Source organism: Butyrivibrio sp. YAB3001 (assembly GCF_900112195.1).
Taxonomy (GTDB): Bacteria; Bacillota; Clostridia; order Lachnospirales; family Lachnospiraceae; genus Butyrivibrio.
The window spans coordinates 212,082-233,856 of record NZ_FOKR01000004.1 but is presented as its reverse complement, the minus strand read 5'-3'; the positions used below and the strand labels follow the sequence as shown (position 1 = coordinate 233,856).

Here is a 21,775-nt window from a genome sequence, read left to right as displayed (position 1 = left end):
ACAGGAAGAATGAAAAACTACAGTGTTATTTTATTTGATCTTGATGGAACTTTGACGGATTCCGGGCCGGGAATAATGAAGGGCTTTGAATATGCCATTCAAAAAATGGGCGATGTTGTAACTGACAGGGCACAGCTTCGCAGATTTATCGGGCCTGCGCTTGAAGATTCTTTTGGAAGGGTACTTGGTTATTCACCTGAGGATACAAAGAAAGCAATAGTGTTTTATAGAGAATACTATTTTGATCAGGGCGGAGTGTTTGAAAACGATGTTTATCCCGGTATCGAGGAGCTTTTAACTGCTCTTAAGAAGGCTGGAAAAAAGCTTGCGGTTGCAACGTCAAAGAACGAGCGTGGTACAAGGCTTGTCTTGGAGCATTTTGGATTAGATAAGTATTTTGATGTGATAGCAACTTCAAATGATACAGACAGGCGGACAAAGGCAAATGTAATCAGATATGCGCTTAGTCAATGTGATACCTCTAAAGATAATGCAATAATGGTAGGTGACAGGCATTATGATATAGGCGCAGCGAACGAAATCGAAATGGATTCGATAGGGGTTATCTGGGGATATGGCGACAGGGCTGAACTTGAGGCAGCAGGAGCCTCTTTTATTGTACAGAGACCGGAAGAAGTATTTGATTTAGTAATGGGAGACAGCATGGCTGAGAATAAAGAGAGTGATTATCCTTTGAGCAGGATGAGAAATCCTTTCATGGAGTATAATGGTATAGAAATTTGCGAGGTATCTCCGGAGCACAGTGTACTAAAGGCAACACTTACTGAGAATTCACGAAATCCATATGGAATGGTTCATGGTGGAATGCTGTATACCATGATGGACTGTGTTGCCGGGATTACAGCAAGAGCTGATAATCATAATTATGTAACTCAGAGCGTTTATGTGAATTATCTAAGTAATATTAAGGATGGGGATGAAATCTATGCCGAGGGAACTGTGACAAAGCGCGGCAATACAATCACTATAGTGCATGCCATTGTCAGGACTGCTGACGGGAAGCAGTTGGCAGACGGAACCATAGATATGTTCAGACTTCCGGGGTGAGAAATATTAAATGTTCTTTCCGAGCTTGTTATAGGTTATAATTGATATAATTCAGGATGGTGCTGATATTAGGTCGGCACCGTCTTTTGTATAGAATGGAGGACGCATGGAAACTATAACATTAACAATTAAAAAGCAGAAAAATATAGCCCTTATTGCACATGACGGCAAGAAGGCAGAACTTATCAAATGGTGCAAGGATAATTCGGAAACACTGAAGAACCATAATCTATGTGGAACTGGAACCACAGCAAGGATGATAACTGATGCGACAGGCCTTCAGGTAAGAGGCTATAACTCCGGCCCTTTAGGTGGAGACCAGCAGATAGGGGCAAAGATTGTTGAGGGTAAGGTTGATTTTGTTATATTCTTTTCTGATCCACTCACAGCTGCGCCCCATGACCCGGATGTAAAGGCACTTATGAGAATAGCGCAGGTTTACGACATACCGTTTGCGAATAATAAGGCAACAGCGGATTTCCTGATCCATTCATCGTACATGGACGAGGAATACGACCATGATGTAATAAACTTCAAGAAGAATATCGAGCATCGCGCTGAGACATTGTTATAAAAATGATGTTATGTGCAAAAGCCTGTACTGAAGACAAGTTTGTATTATAAAAAATAATGGCTAATGTACCTGAAAAAACATAAGGAAAATAAGTAATGGCAAATATATGGGAAATACTACACCAACCGGATACTGTTGTGTTTTTTGATATAGACGGAACACTGACAAGTTACAATTATGGAGAGCATCATGCTCATCATGAGCTTGACGGAACACCGGAGTTTAGAAATGTGAATATCTATGCGGACTGCAAGAGACTAAAGCCTCTATATGACTATATCGTAAGTCACGATGTCAGCAGGCTCTTTTGTATTTCAAGAGAACCTCACGGACATGAGGCCTGGAAGTCTGAGATGATTGAAAGACTGTATGGTATTCCTGCGTCACATTGTTTTTATACCCTGGAAGCAAAAGAGAAGCCGGGAATTGTCAAGGAGAAGGTAAAAGAGATGTTTCCGGATATTTCACCGGAATCAGTGGTTCTTATGGATGATAATGATGATACTCTGGGGATGTACATGACTCAGACGCCATTTTGTACAGCGCATCCAATGATTTTTATGGAACATATCTGACGAGAGGAAAAAGAATGAATATCCAGATTTTTGGAACAAAGAAGTGCAATGATACTAAGAAAGCGGAACGTTTCTTTAAGGAGCGCAACATCAAATTTCAGTTCATTGATCTGAAAGAGAAGAGCATGAGCAAGGGAGAATTTACATCTGTTGCAAATGCTGTTGGTGGCGTCATGAACATGGTCGATACGAATGCAAAAGATAAAGACACTGTGGCACTGATTCAGTATATAGCTGATGAAGATAAGCTTGATAAGCTTTTGGAGAATCAGCAGATAATCAAAACTCCTGTAGTCAGAAACGGCAGACAGGCAACTTTGGGCTATCAGCCTGATGTTTGGAAGAAGTGGGAATAAAATGAAAATAGATGAAATCATAGAAGTAGTAAAAGAAGCAGGAAATATACTTTTAACTGCAAAGAGACCGAAGATCATGGAGAAATCCGGTCACGCAAATTTTGTAACTGAGACAGATGAGAAGGTTCAGAGATTCCTTGTGGAAAAACTTAAAGTTGTTTTGCCTGAGGCTGAATTTCTTGGAGAAGAAGATGGGCAGGATGTTTTTTCTGCTAAAATGGCCAGTGGTTACTGCTTTGTAATAGACCCTATTGATGGGACATCAAATTTTATATATGAGTATAGGCCCTCAGTTGTATCTGTAGGTCTTCTTAAGGACGGACAGCCGTATATGGCAGTTGTTTATAATCCTTATGATGATATGATGTTCTCTGCGGCAGCAGGTCAGGGGGCATATATGAACGGTGAAAAGATAATGTCATCAGAAGCGCCGCTTTCTGAACAGCTGGCATGCTTTGGAACTGCTCCATATTACGAGGAATACAGAGACAGGTCTTTTGACATAGCCAAAAAGCTTTTGCCTAAGTGTGTTGACCTTCGAAGATCAGGAACAGCTGCCTGGGATATGTGCTGCGTTGCCCTTGGAAAGTGTGGATTGTATTTTGAACTGAAAATCCAGATATGGGACTATGCGGCAGCAGCTCTTATAGCTAAGGAAGCAGGTTGCAGCGTAACTGACATTGAAGGAAATCCTCTTTCATATACCGGAGCTTCATCAGCTCTCTGTATGAGCCGAGGCGTGAAAGAGATACCGGATTGCTTTAATCTGTAAAGAAAAGCATCAGTGAAAATGTTATAGAGTTAAAAATTGTCTTTTGATTATCAAGTCTCTGGCTATTGCTGTTCCAGGTGGAATGGACTATGTGGCAACATATACCATATAAAAAGTATTGAGATGGAGCCATTTAACAGTATCAAAAGTAACTGTTAAATGGCTTTTTCTGATATAGTAGATATAAGTTTTTTGGTGAGACAGGAGAGAATAATGATGAAAGAAGCATATTTTGCAGGTGGATGTTTTTGGTGTGTGACGCCGATATACAAGATGTACGGAGTAGATAAGGTTATCTGTGGTTATGCGGGAGGAGATGAAGAAAATCCGACGTATGAGCAGGTTAAACATCAGGAAACAGGGCATAGGGAGACTATAAAGCTTGTCTATGATCCTGAGAAGGTTTCTTATGATAAACTACTTGATATTTATTTTGCCAACGTGGATCCTTTTGACGCAGAAGGACAGTTTATTGACAAGGGCTTTTCATATACTCTTGCGATTTTTTATAACAATGTCGAAGAAAAAGAAATCGCTGAAGGAAAGCTGGCAGAAATTGAGAAAAATGCAGGAAAAGAGACGCAGGTAGCTCTTTTACCATTTAAGAATTTCTACGAAGCTGAAGAATATCATCAGGATTATTATCTTAAGAACCCGGAGGCCTTTGAAAAGGAACTTATTGAATCGGGGAGGAAGCTTCTATGATCTTGAAAAGAATCACTTACTGCTTAAATTATGATTTAAAGTCTTTCTCTGAAAAGAAAGTGCATTTTTAGGGCAGACTTTAGTGCATTCACCACATCTTATGCACTCGGCGCTATTGGGCTTTTGAACGGGATCAACATTCATCTTGCAGGTCTTTGCGCAGGCACCGCAGTTGACGCAGGCATCTTTATCACATGAGAGCTTTAACAGGCTCACCTTTTGGAATAATGCGTAGAATGCGCCCAAAGGACAGATGTACTTGCAAAATGGTCTGTAAATAAACATGGATGCCAGTACGCACAGTATCAGGATTGCGAACTTCCATCTGAAAAGTGCGCCGACTGCAGAGCGCATGCTGCTTCTGAGAAGAACAAGTGGAATGCCTCCTTCCAAAGTTCCCACAGGGCAAATGTATTTACAAAAGAAAGGATCACCTGAACCTACCTTTGATCTGTAAAAGAATGGAAGGGCAAAGACCATTACTAATAGAATGGCATATTTAAAATAGCGCATGATCTTGTCGAGCTTTTTGGGAACGGTTAGCTTGGGTACAGGAATTTTGTACAGTAGCTCTTCAATAAGACCAAATAAACAGAGCCATCCGCAGATAAACCTTCCAACTAAAAGACCGATCGCAGCCAGATATCCGACCACATAGAAGGCAAATTTTCGTCTTCTTGCGTCAAAAATTGACTGCATTGCTCCTATTGGGCAAGCGCCCAACGCCCCGGGACATGAATAACAATTCATACCCGGGACGCAAAAGTTTTTGAGAGGGCCTTTATAAATAGATGCTGTCAAAAAGCCCTTTAAATATCCATTTGAAATAATTCCCCACGCGGCCTGAACACCTTTTCTTATAAGGCCGTGTTTTTTTAATCTGTTATTACCCAATTCCAATACACTCCATACATATATTAGTTGCTTTTATATATACAGTTTTTATTTCGCCTCTGTAAGCGCCAAACAAGCATGAAACGATGGCGGCTATAAGCAAAATATAAGTTATCCAGACGGGCACGGATTTTTCTTTTGTCATCTGATAAACCTCTTAATTAACGCTTGAAAGTGATTCGGGAATGTTGATCATTATTCCTGCATTGTGAAGGTCCAAAACTCCGTTCTCAGCTTTTACATAGAATTCACCTAAGTTTTCTTCTCCGCTTGTCTGTGCAGAATCTGTCTGTGTTGTAGCAGTTTCCTCCTGTGTCTGTGCGTCAGAAGTGCTCTCTACAGCTTCTGCTTTACTGTTTTCTTCTGAAGCAGCTTCCTGTCCGCATCCTGTAAGGGCGCCAACGAAAAGAACTGCCGCTACAGTCATTGTTAATAATTTTTTCATCTGTTAATCTCCTCATTAAAAATTTCTTTCATTATTCTATCATTGAAGGGGCAAAATTCATATATACAAAAAGGAATAGCTGCTGATAAATACTGATTATAGCTGGTTGTTTAATGATGTAATAAATGGAAAAAAGACAGATTTTCTTACTAAGCTTCCTATGATAAAATTTATCCATCTGTTAAGATATTAGAAAAAGAACTGGATTTTTAAGAAAAACATATGGAAAACAAGAGATATAGATTACATTTTTACGGAATAGTACAAGGCGTGGGATTTAGATATACTGCATCCCACGCCGCAAATATGTGCAGACTGACAGGGTTTGTGCGAAATGAGTATGATGGCTCGGTCCTTTGCGAAGTGCAGGGCGCTGAAGGGGATATAGAGCGCTTTGTTCAGATTGTCAGAAGCGGGAGATTCATTGACATTACAAATATTGAAAAAACATTGCTTCCGTTGGATGACGATGAACGGGGATTTGAAGTAAGATATTAGAGAAAAAAGTGAAATGATTTGAAAAAAAGACGTGGGGAGCAGGCGTGAGTTATATTGAAGTTAACAATCTTAAGAAGGATTTTATAGTAAAAAAGAAACGTGAAAAAGGAAGGCTTTTGAGAGAAAAAGAAACAGTGCATGCTCTTAAAGGCGTTTCTTTTTCTGTGGATAAGGGAGAACTTGTAGGATACATAGGGCCTAACGGCGCAGGAAAGTCAACCACGGTCAAGGTGCTTTCCGGAATTCTTACGCCGGATGGGGGAGAAGTAAATGTTGGTGGCATTGTTCCCTGGAATGAGAGAAAAAAGCATGTCAAGAATATTGGAGTAGTATTTGGTCAGCGAAGCCAGTTATGGTGGGATGTTCCGATCATTGACAGCTACTCTCTTCTTAAAGATATCTACCGGATCCCTCAGGGTGATTATGAGTCAAGGTTAAAAGAACTTACAAATGCGCTTCAGCTGGACTCAATTATGAGAACGCCCTTAAGGCTTCTTAGTCTTGGACAAAGAATGAGAGCAGAGCTTTGCGGGTCACTTCTTCACAGACCTGAGCTTTTATTCCTTGATGAGCCGACGATTGGACTTGATGCAGTAAGTAAGCTATCGCTTAGAGATTTTTTGAAATGGGAAAATAGGGAGTATGGCACTACTATAATGCTGACTACCCACGATATGGAAGATATAGCTGCGCTTTGTTCCAGAGTAATGGTGCTTGGGCACGGTCAGAAGCTCTTTGACGGAAGGCTTGGAGATCTTCTTGAAAAATATGATACTGTACGAAACGTAAGCGTTAGATATGACGGAGACGCAAATGGGTTAAGGCTTCCCGAAGGCGTGAAATACAAGCAGACGGAAGAAGGGCTTGAACTTAGCTATGACCCGTCAAGGCTGCCAACGTCACAGCTTCTTGGAATATTGCAGGAAGCGGGGAATATCAGGGAGCTTACTTTGCAGCCTGAGAACACTGATCACTTGATAGCTGCAATGTATAAAGAACTTGATCTGTAAGAAATTTAACATTCGAGGTAGAGTATGTCTTATTTTACTGTGTTTAAAATGCGTCTTCGTATGGAGCTTCAATATCGTGGGGCCATGATCGGCGGTATTTTGTGTCAGATGTTTTTCGGACTTATTCTTGTTGCGCTGTATAGAGCACTTTATGCCGGCAAACCCCAGTCCGTACCAATTGAAAATGTAGCTATTTATGTATGGCTGCAGCAGGCTTTTTTTAGGATGATGCTTGCTTCTGATTCAGAGCTTGTGGACAAGATAAGGTCAGGGGATATCTCCTACGACCTTTGTCGTCCGGTGAATATGTATGGGTTTTACTATGCAAGGATTATGGCTCAGAAGCTGATGGGAAGCCTTATGCGTGCTGTCCCGATGCTTGTTATGGCGTTTGTCCTTCCAAGGGGATGGGGAGTGAGTCTTCCTGAATCAGGACTTGGGCTTCTGGCTGCAGTGCCGGCTCTTTTTCTTGGGCTTTTATGTGTGTGCGCTCTTGAAAACATTACTGTTGCTTTCACGATGATAACTCTTGATCCAAGAGGAATGCAGGGACTGCTCAATCTTTTGATGCTGACGCTTTCCGGGAATCTTTTACCCCTTACTCTTTTCCCTGAGAGTTGGCAGAAGATTATTACTTTTTTCCCTTATGCGCAGCTTCTTGATGCTCCGATAAGGCTTTATACGGGAGAGTATGCACCGGGAGATGCTTTTAGGGTATATGTGCTGCAGTCATTCTGGGTTGTGGTGCTCATAGGGCTTGGTGTTTCAATGTGGAATGCAAACAGAAAACGAATGATAGTACAGGGCGGTTGAGGAATATATATGAATACACTGCGACTTTATTTTAAATCTATAGGAATGCTTCTTAAGAGCCATCTGCAATATCCCAGTTCCTTCATCATGCAGACACTCGCTCAGCTTGTGATGGAGGGCAGCGAGATGATGGTGGTTATCCTTATCGTTGACAGATTTGAGAGGTTGAAGGGCTGGAGCGGAGGAAATCTCTATTTCTTTTTCGGGGTGATGTCAGTTTCCTTTTATCTGACAGAACTCTTTGGGAGAGGGATAACGGGAGATTTTCCGATGATGGTAAGGACAGGGCGTCTTGATACATTCCTTGTAAGACCGCGAGGCGTGCTGACGCAGGTTCTCTGCGCAGGAACAGACCCAAGGCGTATCACCTGTATCGCTGTGGGTATTGTCTCTCTTATTATAGGAAGCGGAATTTCAGGGATTTCCTGGAGCTTTGCCAAAGTGTTGGTGCTTGCAGAATCCATATCCATGAGTTGTCTTCTTATATTGGGACTTTTTATGATAGAGGCAATCTTTAGCATATTCAGTGTAAAATCAGTTGAGCTTGTAAATGCCATTACTTACGGCGGACGAAGTGCGTGCCAGTATCCGATTGATATTTATCCGCTGCCACTTAGGGCACTTTTTACTGTGATAGCTCCGTTTGCGCTTACAATGCATGTCCCGGCAGCTTGGATAATGGATAAGCCGCTTTACGGATGGCCGGCATGGACAGCGTTTGTTACGCCACTTTCAGGAGCAGTGGTCTTTGTTGTGATGTCTGTTTTCTTCCATCTGGCAATGAGGCATTATAGGTCAACAGGAAGCTGATATAAAATTTTTTTGAAGAATTTGCAAAAAATGATTGATTATTATTGAAACATGTAGTACTATAGTCAAGCAATATTTGTTTTGGGCTATCGCCAAGCGGTAAGGCAACGGACTCTGACTCCGTCATTACGTAGGTTCGAATCCTACTAGCCCAGTTATTTCCCTCGGAGAGTTTCTTCGGGGGATTTTTGTTAATTTACAATAGCCTGTCCGAGTGGACAGGCTATTGTAAATTAATCCCTTGGCTTATGTTCTGAGATAATATTATCAGTTGTTTTATCATAAAAGTGTCACACTATTGTTTTTTATTTTGAGAAGTTTTTTATGTATAAGTGGGAAGTGAGCTTCCCACTTCCCACTTTGTGTTATACTATATGTATGGAGGTGTGAGGAAAAATGACGTCAAAGGAAGCAGCTGAAAAGTGGAATATTTCAAAAAGACATGTTAATTCTCTATGTTCGCAGGGGAAGATACCCGGTGCAAAAATTGTTAATAGAAGATGGGTAATACCTGATGATTATGTATATAAGAAAGAAGTATTACAGATGACAGAGGCAGCAATCAACTATCCTAGGAAATATGTGAATATAGGAAATGATGGCTTTAGAACTATTAGAAATAGTGAATATATAGATAAGTCAGGACTGATTTCCTTTATGAATTCATGCCTTTCAACACCACAAAAGCTGATTTGCGTCAGTCGTCCCAGGCGTTTTGGGAAGTCTTTTGGCGCAAAAATGTTATGCGCATACTATTGCAAGGATTGTGATTCCCATGAACTTTTTGATGATCTCAAAATAGCAAAAGATAAAACTTTCAAATCACATCTCAACAATCATGATGTTGTATATCTTGATATGACATTTTTCATTTCTACTTTAAAAGAAAACGAGGATCTGATTAATAAAATAGAAATGGCTGTGATAGAGGATCTGGCAAATGTTTTTCCGGATGTTGCAGGTGATAACAGCCTTATTGACGCTTTTTGTAAGTATGTATCGTTTACTGGTCAGAAGATTATCCTTATTATAGATGAATGGGATGCCCCTTTCAGGGAATTTAAAGGAAATTCACAGGTTTTGGAAAAATATATAAACTTGCTGAGGTCGCTTTTTAAGAGCAATTTTACAGACAGACTATTTGACGGCGTCTATATGACGGGCATTCTTCCAATAAAAAAATATGGCCATGAATCTGCCATGAGTGATTTTTATGAATATAGTATGGTAGAACCAAGACCACTGCAAGAATACATTGGCTTTACGGAAAATGAAGTTGTTGAGTTGTGTAAAAAACATTCTATTGATTTTGAAGAGTTGAAAGCTTGGTACGATGGTTATCATGTAGGGGAAGAACATATTTTTAACCCTAAATCTGTAATGGAATCAATCATTAGACAAAAGCTAAGTAATTATTGGGTTAAGACAGAGACCTACGAATCTTTGCGTGACTACATTGACATGAATTTTGATGGGCTGAAGGATTCTGTCATAGACATGATTGGCGGCGCAAGTATCAAAGTAGATACTAATTCTTTTCAGAATGATCTGACGTCTATGGAAAGCTGTGATGATGTTTTAACACTTCTGATACACCTTGGGTATCTTGCATATGATGAGAGTGAAGAAACTGTATCAATACCTAATGATGAGATAAAAAGTGAGTTTGTGAGGGCTGTGAAAAAATGGAAATAAAGGGTTTTACATATGGATACGATGGAAGAGACGGAGTATATCGTTCAGATGAAGGTATGCTTTCACAGAAGCGTCTTTTTGAGAATGGGGTTAATTGGATTTGTCTGAGTTTTACAGTTGAGCAGGACAGTGTCTTTAGCAGGGATATACGTTTCAGGTTCGGGCAGGATGTGAACGACCGTGACCTTATGGCGGTTATTGATAATGCTCATAAGAATAATGTTAAGGTATGTTTGAAGCCAATTCTAAACTTGGGAGATGGAATATGGCGCGCAAGGATAACATTTCCGGATTCTGACCAATGGGGAAAGGACCAGTACTGGGATGACTGGTTTGCATCATATGAAAGTTTTATATGTTATTATGCAAAACTTGCGGAAGAAACAGGCTGTGAGATGTTCTGCGTAGGCTGTGAAATGGTGGGGACAGAACGCAAGGAGATGCATTGGCGTAAACTTATAGAGGATGTGCGAAAGGTCTATAAAGGAAAGATATCCTATAACACAAATCACGGCCATGAATATGAAGTGAAGTGGTTTGATGCAGTTGACCTTATAGGAACCAGTGCATACTTTCCGGTTGGAATTGATGGAAAAACTTCTGTTGATGATATGGCTGAGAAATGGAAAAGTATCCGGGATGAGATGAAGAAAGTACATGAAACATTTGGAAAGCCCGTTATTTTCATGGAGATAGGTTGCAGAAGCGCACATGGCTGCTCATCTATGCCATGGGATTTTGAACATACTGAGCTTTTGCATGATGAAGATGAGCAGGCGGCTTTCTATGAATCATGCTTAAAGACATTTTTTGATGAGGAATGGTTTGCCGGATGCTTCTGGTGGGACTGGAGCAGCACAATTTACGATACTGAGGAAGAGGCAGCTAAGGATAATGGCTTTAACATTCATTTGAAAAAGGCAGAGCAGGTCATTAGAAAATGGTATACAGAAAACTAGACTGACATAGCATTTTCAGAAAACACAGCAAAAAGTCGGAAAAATTAATACAATTACAATGAATAGATGGTATAATGGTAACTAGTGTACGCATTTTAGTTGTTTATGAGTCTGAGAAAAAAATGTATACCGTAGCTTATGGTGATGGAGCTGTAGAAGTTCTTCAAGAGGCCATTGGTGGATATGATGGGACTAAATATTTCATACATGAAAAGCCTCAGTCAAGAAAGTTATGGTTCCTGCAATCGATAAAGTTTTGGAAAGGAAAATAAGTTTTAGGAAAAGTGCAAGATCCTGTCCCAACGGACGGGCTTTTCGATATAATATAGGAGTGCAGTGTATAGTAGAGCTTATTGGGGCGTACTATTTTACAAGGTGTGAAGAGGCATGATGACTTATTAAGGAAGAGGCAGTTTTGAGGCTGAGAAATGCTTAAAACTGCTTTTTATTCTGCTTGAAATAAGGTATTGAATGCATTAGCTACTGCTGATATATTAAAAAATTAAAGAGAAATAATGCCTGACTAAGAGTGCACAGAAAATCGGGAACATAATTTCAAGACTGATATACTGATGATATAGCAAGAGAAAAGGAGCAAATAAGATGCAGGGCTGGATAGAGGGATTTCAGGAATCCATCGATTATATTGAGAAGAATTTGATGGATGAACTTGGTATCGAAGAGATAGCTGAAAAGGCAGCTTTATCATCATTCTATTACCAGCGTATCTTTGGGGTACTGTGTGGTGTGACAGTTAGTGAATACATTCGTGCGCGCAGAATGACGCTAGCTGCTCAGGAACTTAGTAGGAAGGATATGAAGGTAATTGATATTGCCATAAAATATGGCTATGATTCACCAGATAGCTTTGCGAAGGCTTTTCAGAAGTTTCATGGCATTACTCCTTCACAGGCTAGAGAACCTGGAGCTGCGCTTCGTTCTTTTGCACCGTTACATATCAAAATTATTATGGAGGGTGGAACTATGTTAGATTATCAAATTGTTAAAAAGGCACCATTTACTATTGTTGGAGTAAAGAGACCATTTAATTCTGATACTAGTTATCAGGAAATTCCAAAGTTCTGGGATGAACTATTGGCAAAGGGAGAGAGTCGCCCTATCAAAGGTACATTTGGAATATGCCTTGATATGAAGGGGAAGGACTTTGATTACTGGATCGCAGATCTGTATTTCCCTTGGGAGGAAATCCCAAAGGACTGTGAAACAAGAGTAATCCCAGGTGGTTTCTGGGCACAGTTTCCTTGTAAGATGAGCACACTTCAGGAAACCAACACAAAGATTTGGTCAGAGTGGCTTCCGGCACTAAAGGGATACTCGTTGATGGGAGAATATGACATTGAGGTTTATCTTCCACCAGAAGAAGGCTCAGATGAAATGTCAGTGTATATTTGGGTTCCATTAAAAAAGAATGATTAAAAAATAGACTTAACATATTTCACTTAAGAGAATAGACTAATTCTTAGAAAGGACGCGCTGGATGAGTAATTTTGAGAAGGAAGTCAGGGAGAAATACGAAAAAATTACAAAGAGGCTTATAGCAAAGGGAATATCAATCACCACAATGGAGAGTTGTACATCCGGACAGGTGTCTTCACTGCTGACAGATACAGAAGGGTCTTCTGCCATAATAAAAGGAGCTTTTGTTACATATAGTAATGAAGCAAAAATTCGCCAAGGTGTGTCAGCAGAAACGATTGAAAAATATGGTGTATATTCAAAAGAAACTGCTTCAGAAATGGCGCAGGTATGCAGAGCTTTTTATAATGCGGATATAGGTATTGGGGTGACTGGTAGTTTCGGTAATCCGGATCCCAATAATAATGACAGTGTTCCGGGGGAAGTGTATTTTGCAGTTGCTGACAGAAATAAAACACAGAGTTATTACTGCGAGGTTCCGGACCAGCCATCCAGGCTTTATTATAAGCTATATATGGCAGACAAGATTGCAGACACGTTATTAAACACATTTTTATTATGAACACATAGTTGGGAAGCCTTCTGTTGAAGGTTTCCTATTTTTTTGAGTGTAGCATAAAGTGAGATACAAAAGGGGTAACATTGTTTTATCGAAATTTAGTATTTTAATGCACTTACAAATGATATAATGTTGGTAAGGACACTATCAGCCGTTTGTTGAGTTAATGAGGTTTTTATATGGGTAAGGATAAAGAAAAAGATCTCCTTATATCTGATTCTGGAGTTCAAACCTCGCGAAAGGGTTTATACTCTGCAATTTTTGTTGCCATTTGCCAAATTTTTAGTTTGATACTGGTTGTACTTGGGATACTTGCTTTTGTGTCCGGTAACTTTTGAAGTCGCCGCTTATTCCTATAGCAAACGGCATGTTCGATGTGACTTAAAACATATAACTATAGATATGGTTTCAGCAGGCTTGTAAATAGTAGGATGCGCATATGGAAAATAACACATTCAAGAAAAGAGTATATGAAGTAATAGAAGTATCAAGCATTGGAGATAAGTCCAGCAGAGCCTATGACTTGCTTATGACAACGGCAGTAATTGTGGGGCTGATCCCACTGACTCTAAAAAAAGATAATAGCTTTACTGTATGGATTGAAATTCTTACGACGTTTATTTTTTCAATAGATTATGTATCCAGAATCTGCACTGCAGATTATAAGATGGGGTATAAGAGTTTCAAAGCGTATATTGCTTACATTTTTACTCCATTGGCAATCTTTGACTTTCTTTCTCTGGTGCCTATAATATATCTCTTTTCACCTGTAAAATCAGCCATTGGATTGCTCAGGTTGTTCAGGGTGTTCAGAGTGCTGAAACTTATCAGGTATTCCAAGACTGCTGTGGTCATCGCAAATGTTCTTAGGAAGGTAAAAAAACAGCTTCTTGCGGTTTTGATACTTATTGTTATCTATATTTTCGTTTCCGCTATGTTGATTTTTCAGTTGGAACCTGATTTATTCAATAGCTTTTTTGACGCAATATACTGGGCGACTATCTCAATAACGACAATCGGCTATGGAGATATTTATCCTACGACTAATGTGGGACGCCTTATTACCATGGTTTCAGCGCTTATGGGCGTTGCAGTCATAGCACTTCCTTCAGGTATGATAACGGCGGCATATATAGGAGAAGTGAGCAGAAAGAAATCTAAATATGAATTATAATATTAAATTGCCTTCTTTTTAGAAGAAGTAGTTACTATTTCACGTTTCCATCCTTGAGTGCTGCATCTTGTGCAGATATAGTTTTTGTAGTATTTCGTAAACTTGCTTTTTCGACGCCTGTATATTTTGGCGCCGCAACCGCTACAAGTGAACACATACTTAATTGATATATGCTTCTGAGAAGGTGTTTCTTCTACGCCCTTTTCAATACAACTTGTTGTGCGTTTGATATTATAACCATACTTATCATTCATAAGTTGAGCGAAACTCTTCCATTTTTCCTTGTGGTTCATGCAGCCTGGGCAGGTATGCAAAATCTCATGTATTATGGTTTCTTTGCACGCTTTATCTGAAATTCTATCATCAAAAAGAAGCTGCTGCGCTATTTGAATCTCGTATGTTCCATCTATTTCTTTACGACAGTAGCCCCATCTTTTCTTGGCGCGGGTGTTTATCATCCAATTGCCTATAGTTCCGGGAACAATGCCGGCATCCTTGACTTCTTTCATGCATTCCTGCTGAAGTCTTTTGAAATCTTTCATAATATACTCCGATTACCTACGATAAATCAATTTTTTAACACAACAATTATACACCATAAAAATAAATAATTTTGCAAATATTAATGATTAGGAAAATACATTCAAGTTGAGTACGGAGCTGTTTATCCAAAGTGTGCATTTGGCCCGCTTGCTCTATCATTTGAATTGTAAAACGCTCACCATTCGTTTAAAATATTGGATAAAGAGCAAAGCGTTGGATTACTGCAATGGAAAATGGAGGAGTGGGCTATGAAAATTACTGAAATGCTTGAGAAACTGATAATCAAAGCCAAGGATGATGAAAGTCTGAAAAATAAGCTCCTGGACACAAGAAACTCTTCGAACCCTGTATATGATTTTTGCGAGATAGCCACAGAAAATGGCTTCCCAATGACAGTTATGGATATTGTGAATCAGGGTGAAGAGTTTTATGCGGAAATAAAAAGAAGTACCAACGGTGGTGGTGAAAATTCACCGGACCTGGACTTTCAAAATGATGAGTATTCAATTTTTATGATGAGGCTTAAGGATCTTTAATAGAAAAATATATAAAAATCTTTTTTACTTGGTCTTATCATAGGCAATCTGCTTAAACAGATTGAAGAGTCCGCTCTTTATCGCATTATTATCATGATCTGCGCCGGTTATTTCATACCAGATGTGGTCAGAGCCGTTAGCTTCGAGAAGTTCATGATACTGCTTGGGATAAGTGCCTACCACTGAGTCTCTGGTTCCGCAGCAGATAATGAAAACATTTGGCAAAGTGGCGCCATCTGCAAACTTCATTTCGCTTTCAGCCATTTGGCCGTTGTGAGTCATAAATTTATCTTGAGTCGGAACAATTCCTGGAGCTGCGGAAATGGCGCATACATATCCGAAAAGCTCAGGCCTTTGAAGGGTTATGTAGATGGTTTCTCTACCGCCCATAGAAAAACCGGCGAGATATGTATTTTCTCTTCCGGTAAGAACTGAATATTTGCTTTCGATATGTGGCATAAGGTCATTTACCAGGTCATTGATGAAGTTATCGTAGGGCAGACAGCTTTCATTATCAAATGCAGGTTTCTGCTCGGGATTGGATGTGGCATACATATTTGGGCATACAACGATAGTTTCTTCGATGAATCCATCAGCGGCCATGTTTCCAACAATTTCTTTTATCTTGTTATTCTTATCCCCGGAAAAAGAATATTCATCACCAAAAATTCCATGTAAAAGGTAAAGAACAGGATATTTCTTATCTTCGCTATAGTCTGCAGGAAGGAGAATGCTGTAACCACGCTCCATTTCGCAGGTGCCTGAATAGTAGGTGTCGTGGGTAAATTCACCATAGGAAACGTCTTTTCTGTTAGCTTCAAATATTATAGGGCAGCGCTTGTCAATCTCATCACTAAGCACGAATTCTGTGGTATCAGATTCTGCTGTGTTATCTTCAGTTGCAATTCCTGTGGCAAAAGAACTTAGATCTTCGCTGCTTTGTTCTGCGGCATTGTTAGTTTCGTTACCGCTGTTTTCCGTCGTTATAGTGCTGCCTTCGCTGTTATTTTCAGCTGTCATAGTGGTTTCCTCCCCTGAATTACTTGTTTCTACGGTTTGCTCTTGTGCAGCATTTGTACCACATGCACAAAGTGCTGCGACCATAAATGCTATAAAGAACATAATAGTTTTCTTTTTCATACTAAAATCCTCTTTGTTCATCGTGCTGCTAAAATTATAGTTTCCCCAACTGCACAATTATATAAAATTGTGATACAAAGGTAAATGCCCCATAGCACGTGATTATATAATATAATGTTTATATGATGACAGGGGGATTGGAAAATGAAGAAAAAACAGGGGATATTGTCATACTTTTTTATTATACTTGGGGCGGTTATGGCGAGTTCTTCAGTTGCCTTGATATTACTTCCAAATGATGCGATCGATTATGGAACAGCTGGTGTTGCGATTATAATAAGTAAGCTTACAGGCATTCAGTTGTCACTATGCGTTTTACTGGTGTTTATGCCGTTTATTATTGCCGGATACGCATTTCTTGGGAAAAAATTCACCATAAAAGCAGCTGTAGGTTCTGTTGTATATACTGCGGGTCTTGATTTTTTTGAACATATTCCATTTGAGATAAGCACAGAGCATTTTCTTGCAGTTGCATTTGGTGGCGCAATTCTGGGAGCGGGATTGTCATTGATACTTAGAAATGGTGGCTGTATCGACGGTTCGGAGATACTGGCCAATATAGTAGTAAAAAAGATATCTGATAAAACGGGACGAAATTATAGCATGACACCTGTACTTCTGGGGTTTAATGCGGTAGTATATCTTACAGTTTTTGTGGTGATCGATGTGACAGCGGCGCTGCTTAGTCTTTTGGTATATGTTGTTGCAACGGCAGTTATTGACCATTATACAGATCACTTTGAATCCATCAAACAGGTAACAATTATCACTCAGGACCCTGATGGAATCATAAGTGATATTAAGAATTTGCTTAACAAGACCTGCACGATAATGGATTCAAGAGGTGCTATTGCGGGAGAGAACAATACACTTATCTGCTACATCAGTTATTTCGAGCTTCCTATAATGAAGGAAATCATATCAACGCATTCAGGAAGTTTCAGTACAGTATCTACCATAGATGAAATTCTGAGATGACAATTTGTTTTTCTCAGATAAAAAAGGTTAGATTGGGGATATACTTGATCTGACCTTTAATATATTTACATTGGAGTTTTGGTTTTATGAATATTTTAAATGTGGAAAATGTGTCTAAGTCATACATGTCAAAGCCTGTTCTGGAGGGCGTTTCTGTAGGAGTGAATGACACAGATAAAATAGGTATCGTAGGCACTAACGGTACCGGTAAGTCGACGCTTCTTTCTATTGTGGCGGGAGTTGTTGAACCTGACAGTGGAAAGGTTGTGATAAGTAATGGACTTCGCATTTCATATCTTCCGCAGAATCCGGTTTTCGATATGTCAAAGACTCTTTTGCAGAATATAACGGAAAAGATATATGCAGGAGATGACCACTGGGATAAGATGGGGGAAATAAAGGCAAATCTTGCCAAGTTTGGGATTGATGATCCTGAGTGTAACCCTTCAGTTTTATCCGGCGGACAGAAGAAAAGAGCTGCGCTTGTGGCTGCGATAATGACTCCTTCAGATCTTTTGATCCTGGATGAGCCAACTAACCATCTGGATTCTGAGATGATCGAGTATCTTGAGGATTTTCTTAATCATTTCAGGGGTGCGCTTCTTATGATAACCCACGACAGATATTTTCTTGATGAAGTTACGAATCAGATATTGGAGATAGATAAGGGAAAGGTTTATCAATACGAGTCAAATTATTCCGGATTTTTGGAGTTAAAGCAGCAGCGTCTTGATTATGAGCAGGCGGCTGAGAGAAAGGCCGCAACACTTTATAGGAAGGACCTTGCATGGATGCTGAGAGGAGCAAGAGCGCGCTCTACCAAGCAGAAAGCTCATATTCAGAGATTTGAAGCGCTTCGTGACAGGCAGCGTCCGGAAGAAGAGAGGCAGGTAGAACTTAGCTCTCTTCCTACAAGAATGGGAAACAAGACTATCATAATTGATGGTATTTCCAAGAGCTATGAAGGAAAAAAACTTTTTAAGGATTTTTCTTATACATTTAACAAGCTGGACAGAATAGGGATCATAGGTCCAAATGGCTGCGGCAAATCAACGCTTTTAAAATGCATTATCGGAGCAATTATGCCTGATACCGGTACCGTAGAGATTGGTCAGACTATCAAGATTGGATATTTTGGCCAGGAAAATGAAGCTCTGGACGAAGGCAAGAGAGTTATCGATTATATAAAAGATACTGCAGAGTTCATACAGACCAAGGACGGTCTTGTTTCTGCATCTGTTATGTGCGACAGGTTTTTGTTTGACCCGAACATGCAGTATGCGCCGATTTCAAAGCTCTCAGGCGGTGAAAAGAGAAGGCTTTATCTGCTAAAAGTTCTTATGGAGCAGCCAAATGTCATTATTTTGGATGAGCCTACTAATGATCTTGATATTCAGACGCTCAGGACTTTAGAGGATTACCTTGACGGATTTGCGGGGATTATCATTACAGTCAGTCATGACAGGTATTTCCTTGACAGGGTTGTCACAAGAATCTTTTCCTTTGAGGCGGATGGGTGCCTTCATCAGAGTGAAGGCGGATATTCTGATTATGTTTTTCATAAGAAGGAATCTGAAACTGTTGAAAGTCAGAAAAATGATAATAAGGGAGCTAATTCTTACGGAGATGGTGCTGACAAAGCTTCAAAGGGTAAATACAGAGTGCCAAGGGAAAAGACAAAGCTTTCATTTAGTGAGCAAAGAGAATATGACAACATTGAGGCAGAAATAGAAAAGCTTGAAGAGAAAAGCGCCAAACTTGATGAAGAGATTGCGGCAGCAGCCACTGATTTTCCTAAACTTATGAAACTTAGCAAAGAAAAAGAAGAAGTTGATGCTGAAATTGAAAGAAAAATGGACAGGTATGTTGAACTTCAGGAATTAGTTGATAGCTTTGCGAAATAAGCTGAAAATGAGTTATAATGATTTTATGCTGCCAATGAACTTTAATTGGCTATGAGGATTAGTATTACGGGAGATTTTTATGCTGGATAAAATTGAGGTGTTCACACAAAGCAGTATCAGGATTGATAGTGATTCTGGAATAATATATGTGGATCCGTTTAAGATTAAGGGTGAACCGCATGATGCTGATTTTTGCCTGATAACGCATCAGCACTATGATCATTTTTCTGTGGATGATATCAGAAAGGTAATAAAGCCTGATACGATTCTTGTGGTTCCGGAGAGAATGGAAGATGATGCAAGAGAAGTGGAGCGCGAGGTAAAAGAGATTGATACGGTTAAACCGGGAGTTTACCGTGAGATAAGCGGACTTGAGCTTGAGACCATACCTGCGTATAACACAGTCAAACCTTTCCATCCAAGAAGAGCTGAATGGGTTGGATATATTTTAAGACTTGAAGGTAAGCGAATCTATATCGCCGGAGATACAGGTGTTACCAAAGAAGCTAAGAAGGTTAAGTGTGACATCGCGCTTGTTCCTATTGGCGGAACATATACTATGGATGCCAAAAGGGCGGCAGATCTTATCAATACTATCAGACCAGAGTTCGCTATACCGACACATTACGGTAGCATAGTCGGCAGACAGAGCGACGGAAAGACTTTTTCAAATCTTGTAAAGAGCCCTGTCAAGGTAGTGGAAAAGATACAGTATTTTGAAAAATAAAAATATTGAATGCTTCATTCAAGATATTATAGTGGCAGAGTTGACTTAATGAAAATGGAGGAAAGTGTATGGGAGTTTTTTCGAAAGTTCATCGTTTCAGAGAAGCAGGTGAGAGCACAAATGTTAATAACGTTGAGAAATTTGGCAATCCGGCAAAATCATTGTTTACAACTTCAAAAATATTTACGCTTCACAAAGTGATCGATATTACAGATGACAATGAAAATGTTATTTATCATTCAACTACCAAATTTCCTTCTATTCATGATAAAACGGATATTACCGATGCGCAGGGGAACCAGATTGCACATGTAGAGAAAAAGTTCTTTACGCTGCATGAGAGACATTTCGTTACTATGGCCGATGGCTTTAAATTCGAAATCTCCAATGAGATCATGCACATCATCAAGGACATTACTAACATTGTTGGATTGGGATGGCAGCTTAGAGGAAATATCCTTGGGCTGAATTTTGAACTTTATGATGAGAGAGGCGAAGTTATTGCTGTTATCGCTCAGAAGATGCTCTCTATCCATGATAAATACTGCATAGACATCTATAAACCTGAGTATGAAAAAACAGTAATTGCTATTCTTGTGACACTTCAGCATATGATTAAGGATAGGGAGGCTGCAAATGCTTCTTCCTCATCATCGTCAACATCATCTTCTTCAAACTAAAGATGAAATGGAATGCTGATTTTATGACATCCTTTGAATATAGGTATTTTTGAATTATATGGAATAAAATAGCCGGAATTTAGACTTGTATCTGCTCTAAATTCCGGCGTTTTTAATGGAGTTTATATAATTTTTCTTAGTCCAGCTCTTTTTTATCCATAAGATAGCCCATTGCAGTCCCTATAAGAACGCCTGCGATGGCGCCTAGCCAGAGATTGGAAATTGTTATTCCGATAAAGAATCCTGCGATGAGTCCGACTATCACGTAAAGCCCAGTCCATGAGGATTTTTGTCTTTTCATGGAGTAATAATCATGTCCATCTTTGAAGTTGCGGAAAACATAGCCGGCATTTTCAAGTCCTCTTATGCGGTGGTCATTTTCATGACTGCAGGAAGTGCTGATTTCTTTTATCTCCTTTAGACGGAAGACAAATTTTGCCATGGCGTAAAAGATTTCTTCAATATATTCTGTCTTTTCATATTCCGGAGCAAGATCTACAGAAAGTTTAACTTCTCCGTGTGAAATGCCATCTTCAAAATGCAAGGTGCCTATGCTGGTGTGGGCATCATCTGACAGAGATACATTCCATTTTTCTTCCCACAGGTTGTGGGCATCTTCGGGTAATATATTTAAATTCTGGGTAATAAGCGGAAAAGCGTTTTTAGTCATGCCTTACAATTCTCCCTTTAAGATTTTCTATATTAGTATAGCACGGTGCATACAAAAAAGCCGCGACAAAATTGTCACGGCTGAATTTTAGGGAGGAACCCTTCAGGTATTTCACTGAAGGGATGTTATGAAAAAGAAATTGTTATTTGTTCTGTTATCAAGCGCATTTCCTTTGCTTGATGTTATAATGATAACGCGAGAACTTTAATAAACCTTAAAGTTGATGTGAACAAATTGTTAATAGATTTTAATG

Annotated in this window: 27 protein-coding genes and 1 tRNA gene; 22 read left to right on the top strand and 6 right to left on the bottom strand. The window is 39.6% G+C overall.

What is annotated here, in order from left to right; genetic code table 11:
• Positions 1 to 9 precede the first annotated feature (9 nt).
• The 6 genes from BM086_RS06335 (at position 10) to msrA (ending at position 4,050) form a co-directional block, all read left to right on the top strand.
• Entirely contained in the window at positions 10 to 1,068 is a 1,059-nt protein-coding gene (locus BM086_RS06335) for an HAD-IA family hydrolase (RefSeq protein WP_092324952.1), read from the top strand.
• A gap of 106 nt (positions 1,069 to 1,174) precedes the next feature.
• Positions 1,175 to 1,642: a methylglyoxal synthase gene (locus tag BM086_RS06330; RefSeq protein WP_092324950.1), complete on the top strand. Its 468-nt coding sequence runs from the start codon at positions 1,175 to 1,177 to the stop codon at positions 1,640 to 1,642.
• Between the two features lie 95 nt (positions 1,643 to 1,737).
• Positions 1,738 to 2,217: a hypothetical protein gene (locus tag BM086_RS06325; RefSeq protein WP_092324948.1), complete on the top strand. Its 480-nt coding sequence runs from the start codon at positions 1,738 to 1,740 to the stop codon at positions 2,215 to 2,217.
• 14 nt (positions 2,218 to 2,231) lie between these two features.
• Positions 2,232 to 2,573, top strand: a complete 342-nt coding sequence (locus BM086_RS06320; RefSeq protein WP_092324946.1) for an arsenate reductase family protein — start codon at positions 2,232 to 2,234, stop codon at positions 2,571 to 2,573.
• A 1-nt stretch (position 2,574) separates the two neighbouring features.
• A complete protein-coding gene (locus tag BM086_RS06315) occupies positions 2,575 to 3,345 on the top strand; it encodes an inositol monophosphatase family protein (protein WP_092324944.1) in 771 nt (256 codons plus the stop codon).
• 213 nt (positions 3,346 to 3,558) lie between these two features.
• The gene (gene msrA, locus BM086_RS06310; RefSeq protein WP_242952135.1) at positions 3,559 to 4,050 is read left to right on the top strand and encodes a peptide-methionine (S)-S-oxide reductase MsrA; all 492 of its coding nucleotides are present in this window, start codon (positions 3,559 to 3,561) and stop codon (positions 4,048 to 4,050) included.
• A 12-nt stretch (positions 4,051 to 4,062) separates the two neighbouring features.
• Here msrA and BM086_RS06305 read toward each other — a convergent pair whose 3' ends face one another.
• Genes BM086_RS06305 through BM086_RS06295 form a run of 3 tightly spaced genes read right to left on the bottom strand, consistent with a single transcriptional unit; the run spans position 4,063 to position 5,389 of the window.
• On the bottom strand, positions 4,063 to 4,944 hold the full coding sequence (locus BM086_RS06305; RefSeq protein WP_242952134.1) for a 4Fe-4S binding protein: 882 nt from the start codon (positions 4,942 to 4,944) through the stop codon (positions 4,063 to 4,065).
• Entirely contained in the window at positions 4,937 to 5,089 is a 153-nt protein-coding gene (locus BM086_RS21555; RefSeq protein WP_092324942.1) for a CD1871A family CXXC motif-containing protein, read from the bottom strand. Before BM086_RS21555 ends, BM086_RS06305 begins: the two co-directional genes overlap by 8 nt.
• A 12-nt stretch (positions 5,090 to 5,101) precedes the next feature.
• Positions 5,102 to 5,389, bottom strand: coding sequence for a hypothetical protein (locus BM086_RS06295; protein WP_092324940.1), 288 nt, complete (start codon positions 5,387 to 5,389; stop codon positions 5,102 to 5,104).
• 222 nt (positions 5,390 to 5,611) lie between these two features.
• On the opposite strand from BM086_RS06295, the gene BM086_RS06290 reads away from it, so the two are divergent.
• From BM086_RS06290 to BM086_RS06240, 11 genes are all read left to right on the top strand, one after another.
• The gene (locus tag BM086_RS06290) at positions 5,612 to 5,887 is read left to right on the top strand and encodes an acylphosphatase (RefSeq protein WP_092324938.1); all 276 of its coding nucleotides are present in this window, start codon (positions 5,612 to 5,614) and stop codon (positions 5,885 to 5,887) included.
• A gap of 44 nt (positions 5,888 to 5,931) precedes the next feature.
• Positions 5,932 to 6,897, top strand: coding sequence for an ABC transporter ATP-binding protein (locus tag BM086_RS06285; RefSeq protein ID WP_092324936.1), 966 nt, complete (start codon positions 5,932 to 5,934; stop codon positions 6,895 to 6,897).
• A 24-nt stretch (positions 6,898 to 6,921) separates the two neighbouring features.
• Complete coding sequence (locus tag BM086_RS06280; RefSeq protein WP_092324934.1) at positions 6,922 to 7,710, top strand: ABC transporter permease; 789 nt, start codon at positions 6,922 to 6,924, stop codon at positions 7,708 to 7,710.
• Between the two features lie 9 nt (positions 7,711 to 7,719).
• Positions 7,720 to 8,520, top strand: a complete 801-nt coding sequence (locus BM086_RS06275; RefSeq protein WP_092324932.1) for an ABC transporter permease — start codon at positions 7,720 to 7,722, stop codon at positions 8,518 to 8,520.
• Positions 8,521 to 8,602: 82 nt separating this feature from the next.
• Positions 8,603 to 8,675 (top strand) — tRNA-Gln (locus BM086_RS06270).
• A gap of 241 nt (positions 8,676 to 8,916) precedes the next feature.
• Complete coding sequence (locus BM086_RS06265; protein ID WP_092324930.1) at positions 8,917 to 10,215, top strand: AAA family ATPase; 1,299 nt, start codon at positions 8,917 to 8,919, stop codon at positions 10,213 to 10,215.
• Positions 10,206 to 11,174 (top strand): glycoside hydrolase family 113, encoded by a 969-nt coding sequence (locus tag BM086_RS06260; protein WP_175560128.1) that lies wholly within the window; start codon positions 10,206 to 10,208, stop codon positions 11,172 to 11,174. The genes BM086_RS06265 and BM086_RS06260 overlap by 10 nt, the downstream gene beginning before the upstream one ends.
• Positions 11,175 to 11,248: 74 nt before the next feature.
• The gene (locus BM086_RS06255; protein WP_092324928.1) at positions 11,249 to 11,446 is read left to right on the top strand and encodes a hypothetical protein; all 198 of its coding nucleotides are present in this window, start codon (positions 11,249 to 11,251) and stop codon (positions 11,444 to 11,446) included.
• Between the two features lie 331 nt (positions 11,447 to 11,777).
• Complete coding sequence (locus tag BM086_RS06250; RefSeq protein ID WP_092324926.1) at positions 11,778 to 12,611, top strand: AraC family transcriptional regulator; 834 nt, start codon at positions 11,778 to 11,780, stop codon at positions 12,609 to 12,611.
• A 61-nt stretch (positions 12,612 to 12,672) separates the two neighbouring features.
• On the top strand, positions 12,673 to 13,173 hold the full coding sequence (locus tag BM086_RS06245) for a CinA family protein (protein ID WP_092324924.1): 501 nt from the start codon (positions 12,673 to 12,675) through the stop codon (positions 13,171 to 13,173).
• A gap of 436 nt (positions 13,174 to 13,609) precedes the next feature.
• Positions 13,610 to 14,344, top strand: coding sequence for an ion transporter (locus BM086_RS06240; protein WP_092324922.1), 735 nt, complete (start codon positions 13,610 to 13,612; stop codon positions 14,342 to 14,344).
• A 2-nt stretch (positions 14,345 to 14,346) separates the two neighbouring features.
• On the opposite strand, the gene BM086_RS06235 is transcribed toward BM086_RS06240, so the two are convergent.
• On the bottom strand, positions 14,347 to 14,886 hold the full coding sequence (locus BM086_RS06235; RefSeq protein WP_092324920.1) for a SprT-like domain-containing protein: 540 nt from the start codon (positions 14,884 to 14,886) through the stop codon (positions 14,347 to 14,349).
• 249 nt (positions 14,887 to 15,135) lie between these two features.
• Here BM086_RS06235 and BM086_RS06230 point away from each other — a divergent pair, with 249 nt between their 5' ends.
• Positions 15,136 to 15,423 carry a Nif11-like leader peptide family natural product precursor gene (locus BM086_RS06230; RefSeq protein ID WP_092324918.1) on the top strand — a complete coding sequence of 96 codons (288 nt, stop codon included), beginning with the start codon at positions 15,136 to 15,138 and terminating at the stop codon, positions 15,421 to 15,423.
• 24 nt (positions 15,424 to 15,447) lie between these two features.
• Here the strand turns inward: BM086_RS06230 and BM086_RS06225 are convergent, their stop codons facing one another.
• Entirely contained in the window at positions 15,448 to 16,563 is a 1,116-nt protein-coding gene (locus BM086_RS06225; protein WP_175560127.1) for an alpha/beta hydrolase, read from the bottom strand.
• 144 nt (positions 16,564 to 16,707) lie between these two features.
• Between BM086_RS06225 and BM086_RS06220 the strand changes: the two genes are divergently transcribed.
• The 4 genes from BM086_RS06220 (at position 16,708) to BM086_RS06205 (ending at position 20,852) form a co-directional block, all read left to right on the top strand.
• Positions 16,708 to 17,541, top strand: coding sequence for a YitT family protein (locus BM086_RS06220; RefSeq protein WP_092324914.1), 834 nt, complete (start codon positions 16,708 to 16,710; stop codon positions 17,539 to 17,541).
• Positions 17,542 to 17,627: 86 nt separating this feature from the next.
• Positions 17,628 to 19,445, top strand: a complete 1,818-nt coding sequence (locus tag BM086_RS06215; protein ID WP_092324912.1) for an ABC-F family ATP-binding cassette domain-containing protein — start codon at positions 17,628 to 17,630, stop codon at positions 19,443 to 19,445.
• Between the two features lie 79 nt (positions 19,446 to 19,524).
• Positions 19,525 to 20,172: an MBL fold metallo-hydrolase gene (locus BM086_RS06210; protein ID WP_092324910.1), complete on the top strand. Its 648-nt coding sequence runs from the start codon at positions 19,525 to 19,527 to the stop codon at positions 20,170 to 20,172.
• Between the two features lie 68 nt (positions 20,173 to 20,240).
• The gene (locus BM086_RS06205; protein WP_092324908.1) at positions 20,241 to 20,852 is read left to right on the top strand and encodes an LURP-one-related/scramblase family protein; all 612 of its coding nucleotides are present in this window, start codon (positions 20,241 to 20,243) and stop codon (positions 20,850 to 20,852) included.
• A gap of 136 nt (positions 20,853 to 20,988) precedes the next feature.
• Here BM086_RS06205 and BM086_RS06200 read toward each other — a convergent pair whose 3' ends face one another.
• On the bottom strand, positions 20,989 to 21,522 hold the full coding sequence (locus tag BM086_RS06200) for a DUF456 domain-containing protein (protein ID WP_092324906.1): 534 nt from the start codon (positions 21,520 to 21,522) through the stop codon (positions 20,989 to 20,991).
• Positions 21,523 to 21,775 lie beyond the last annotated feature (253 nt).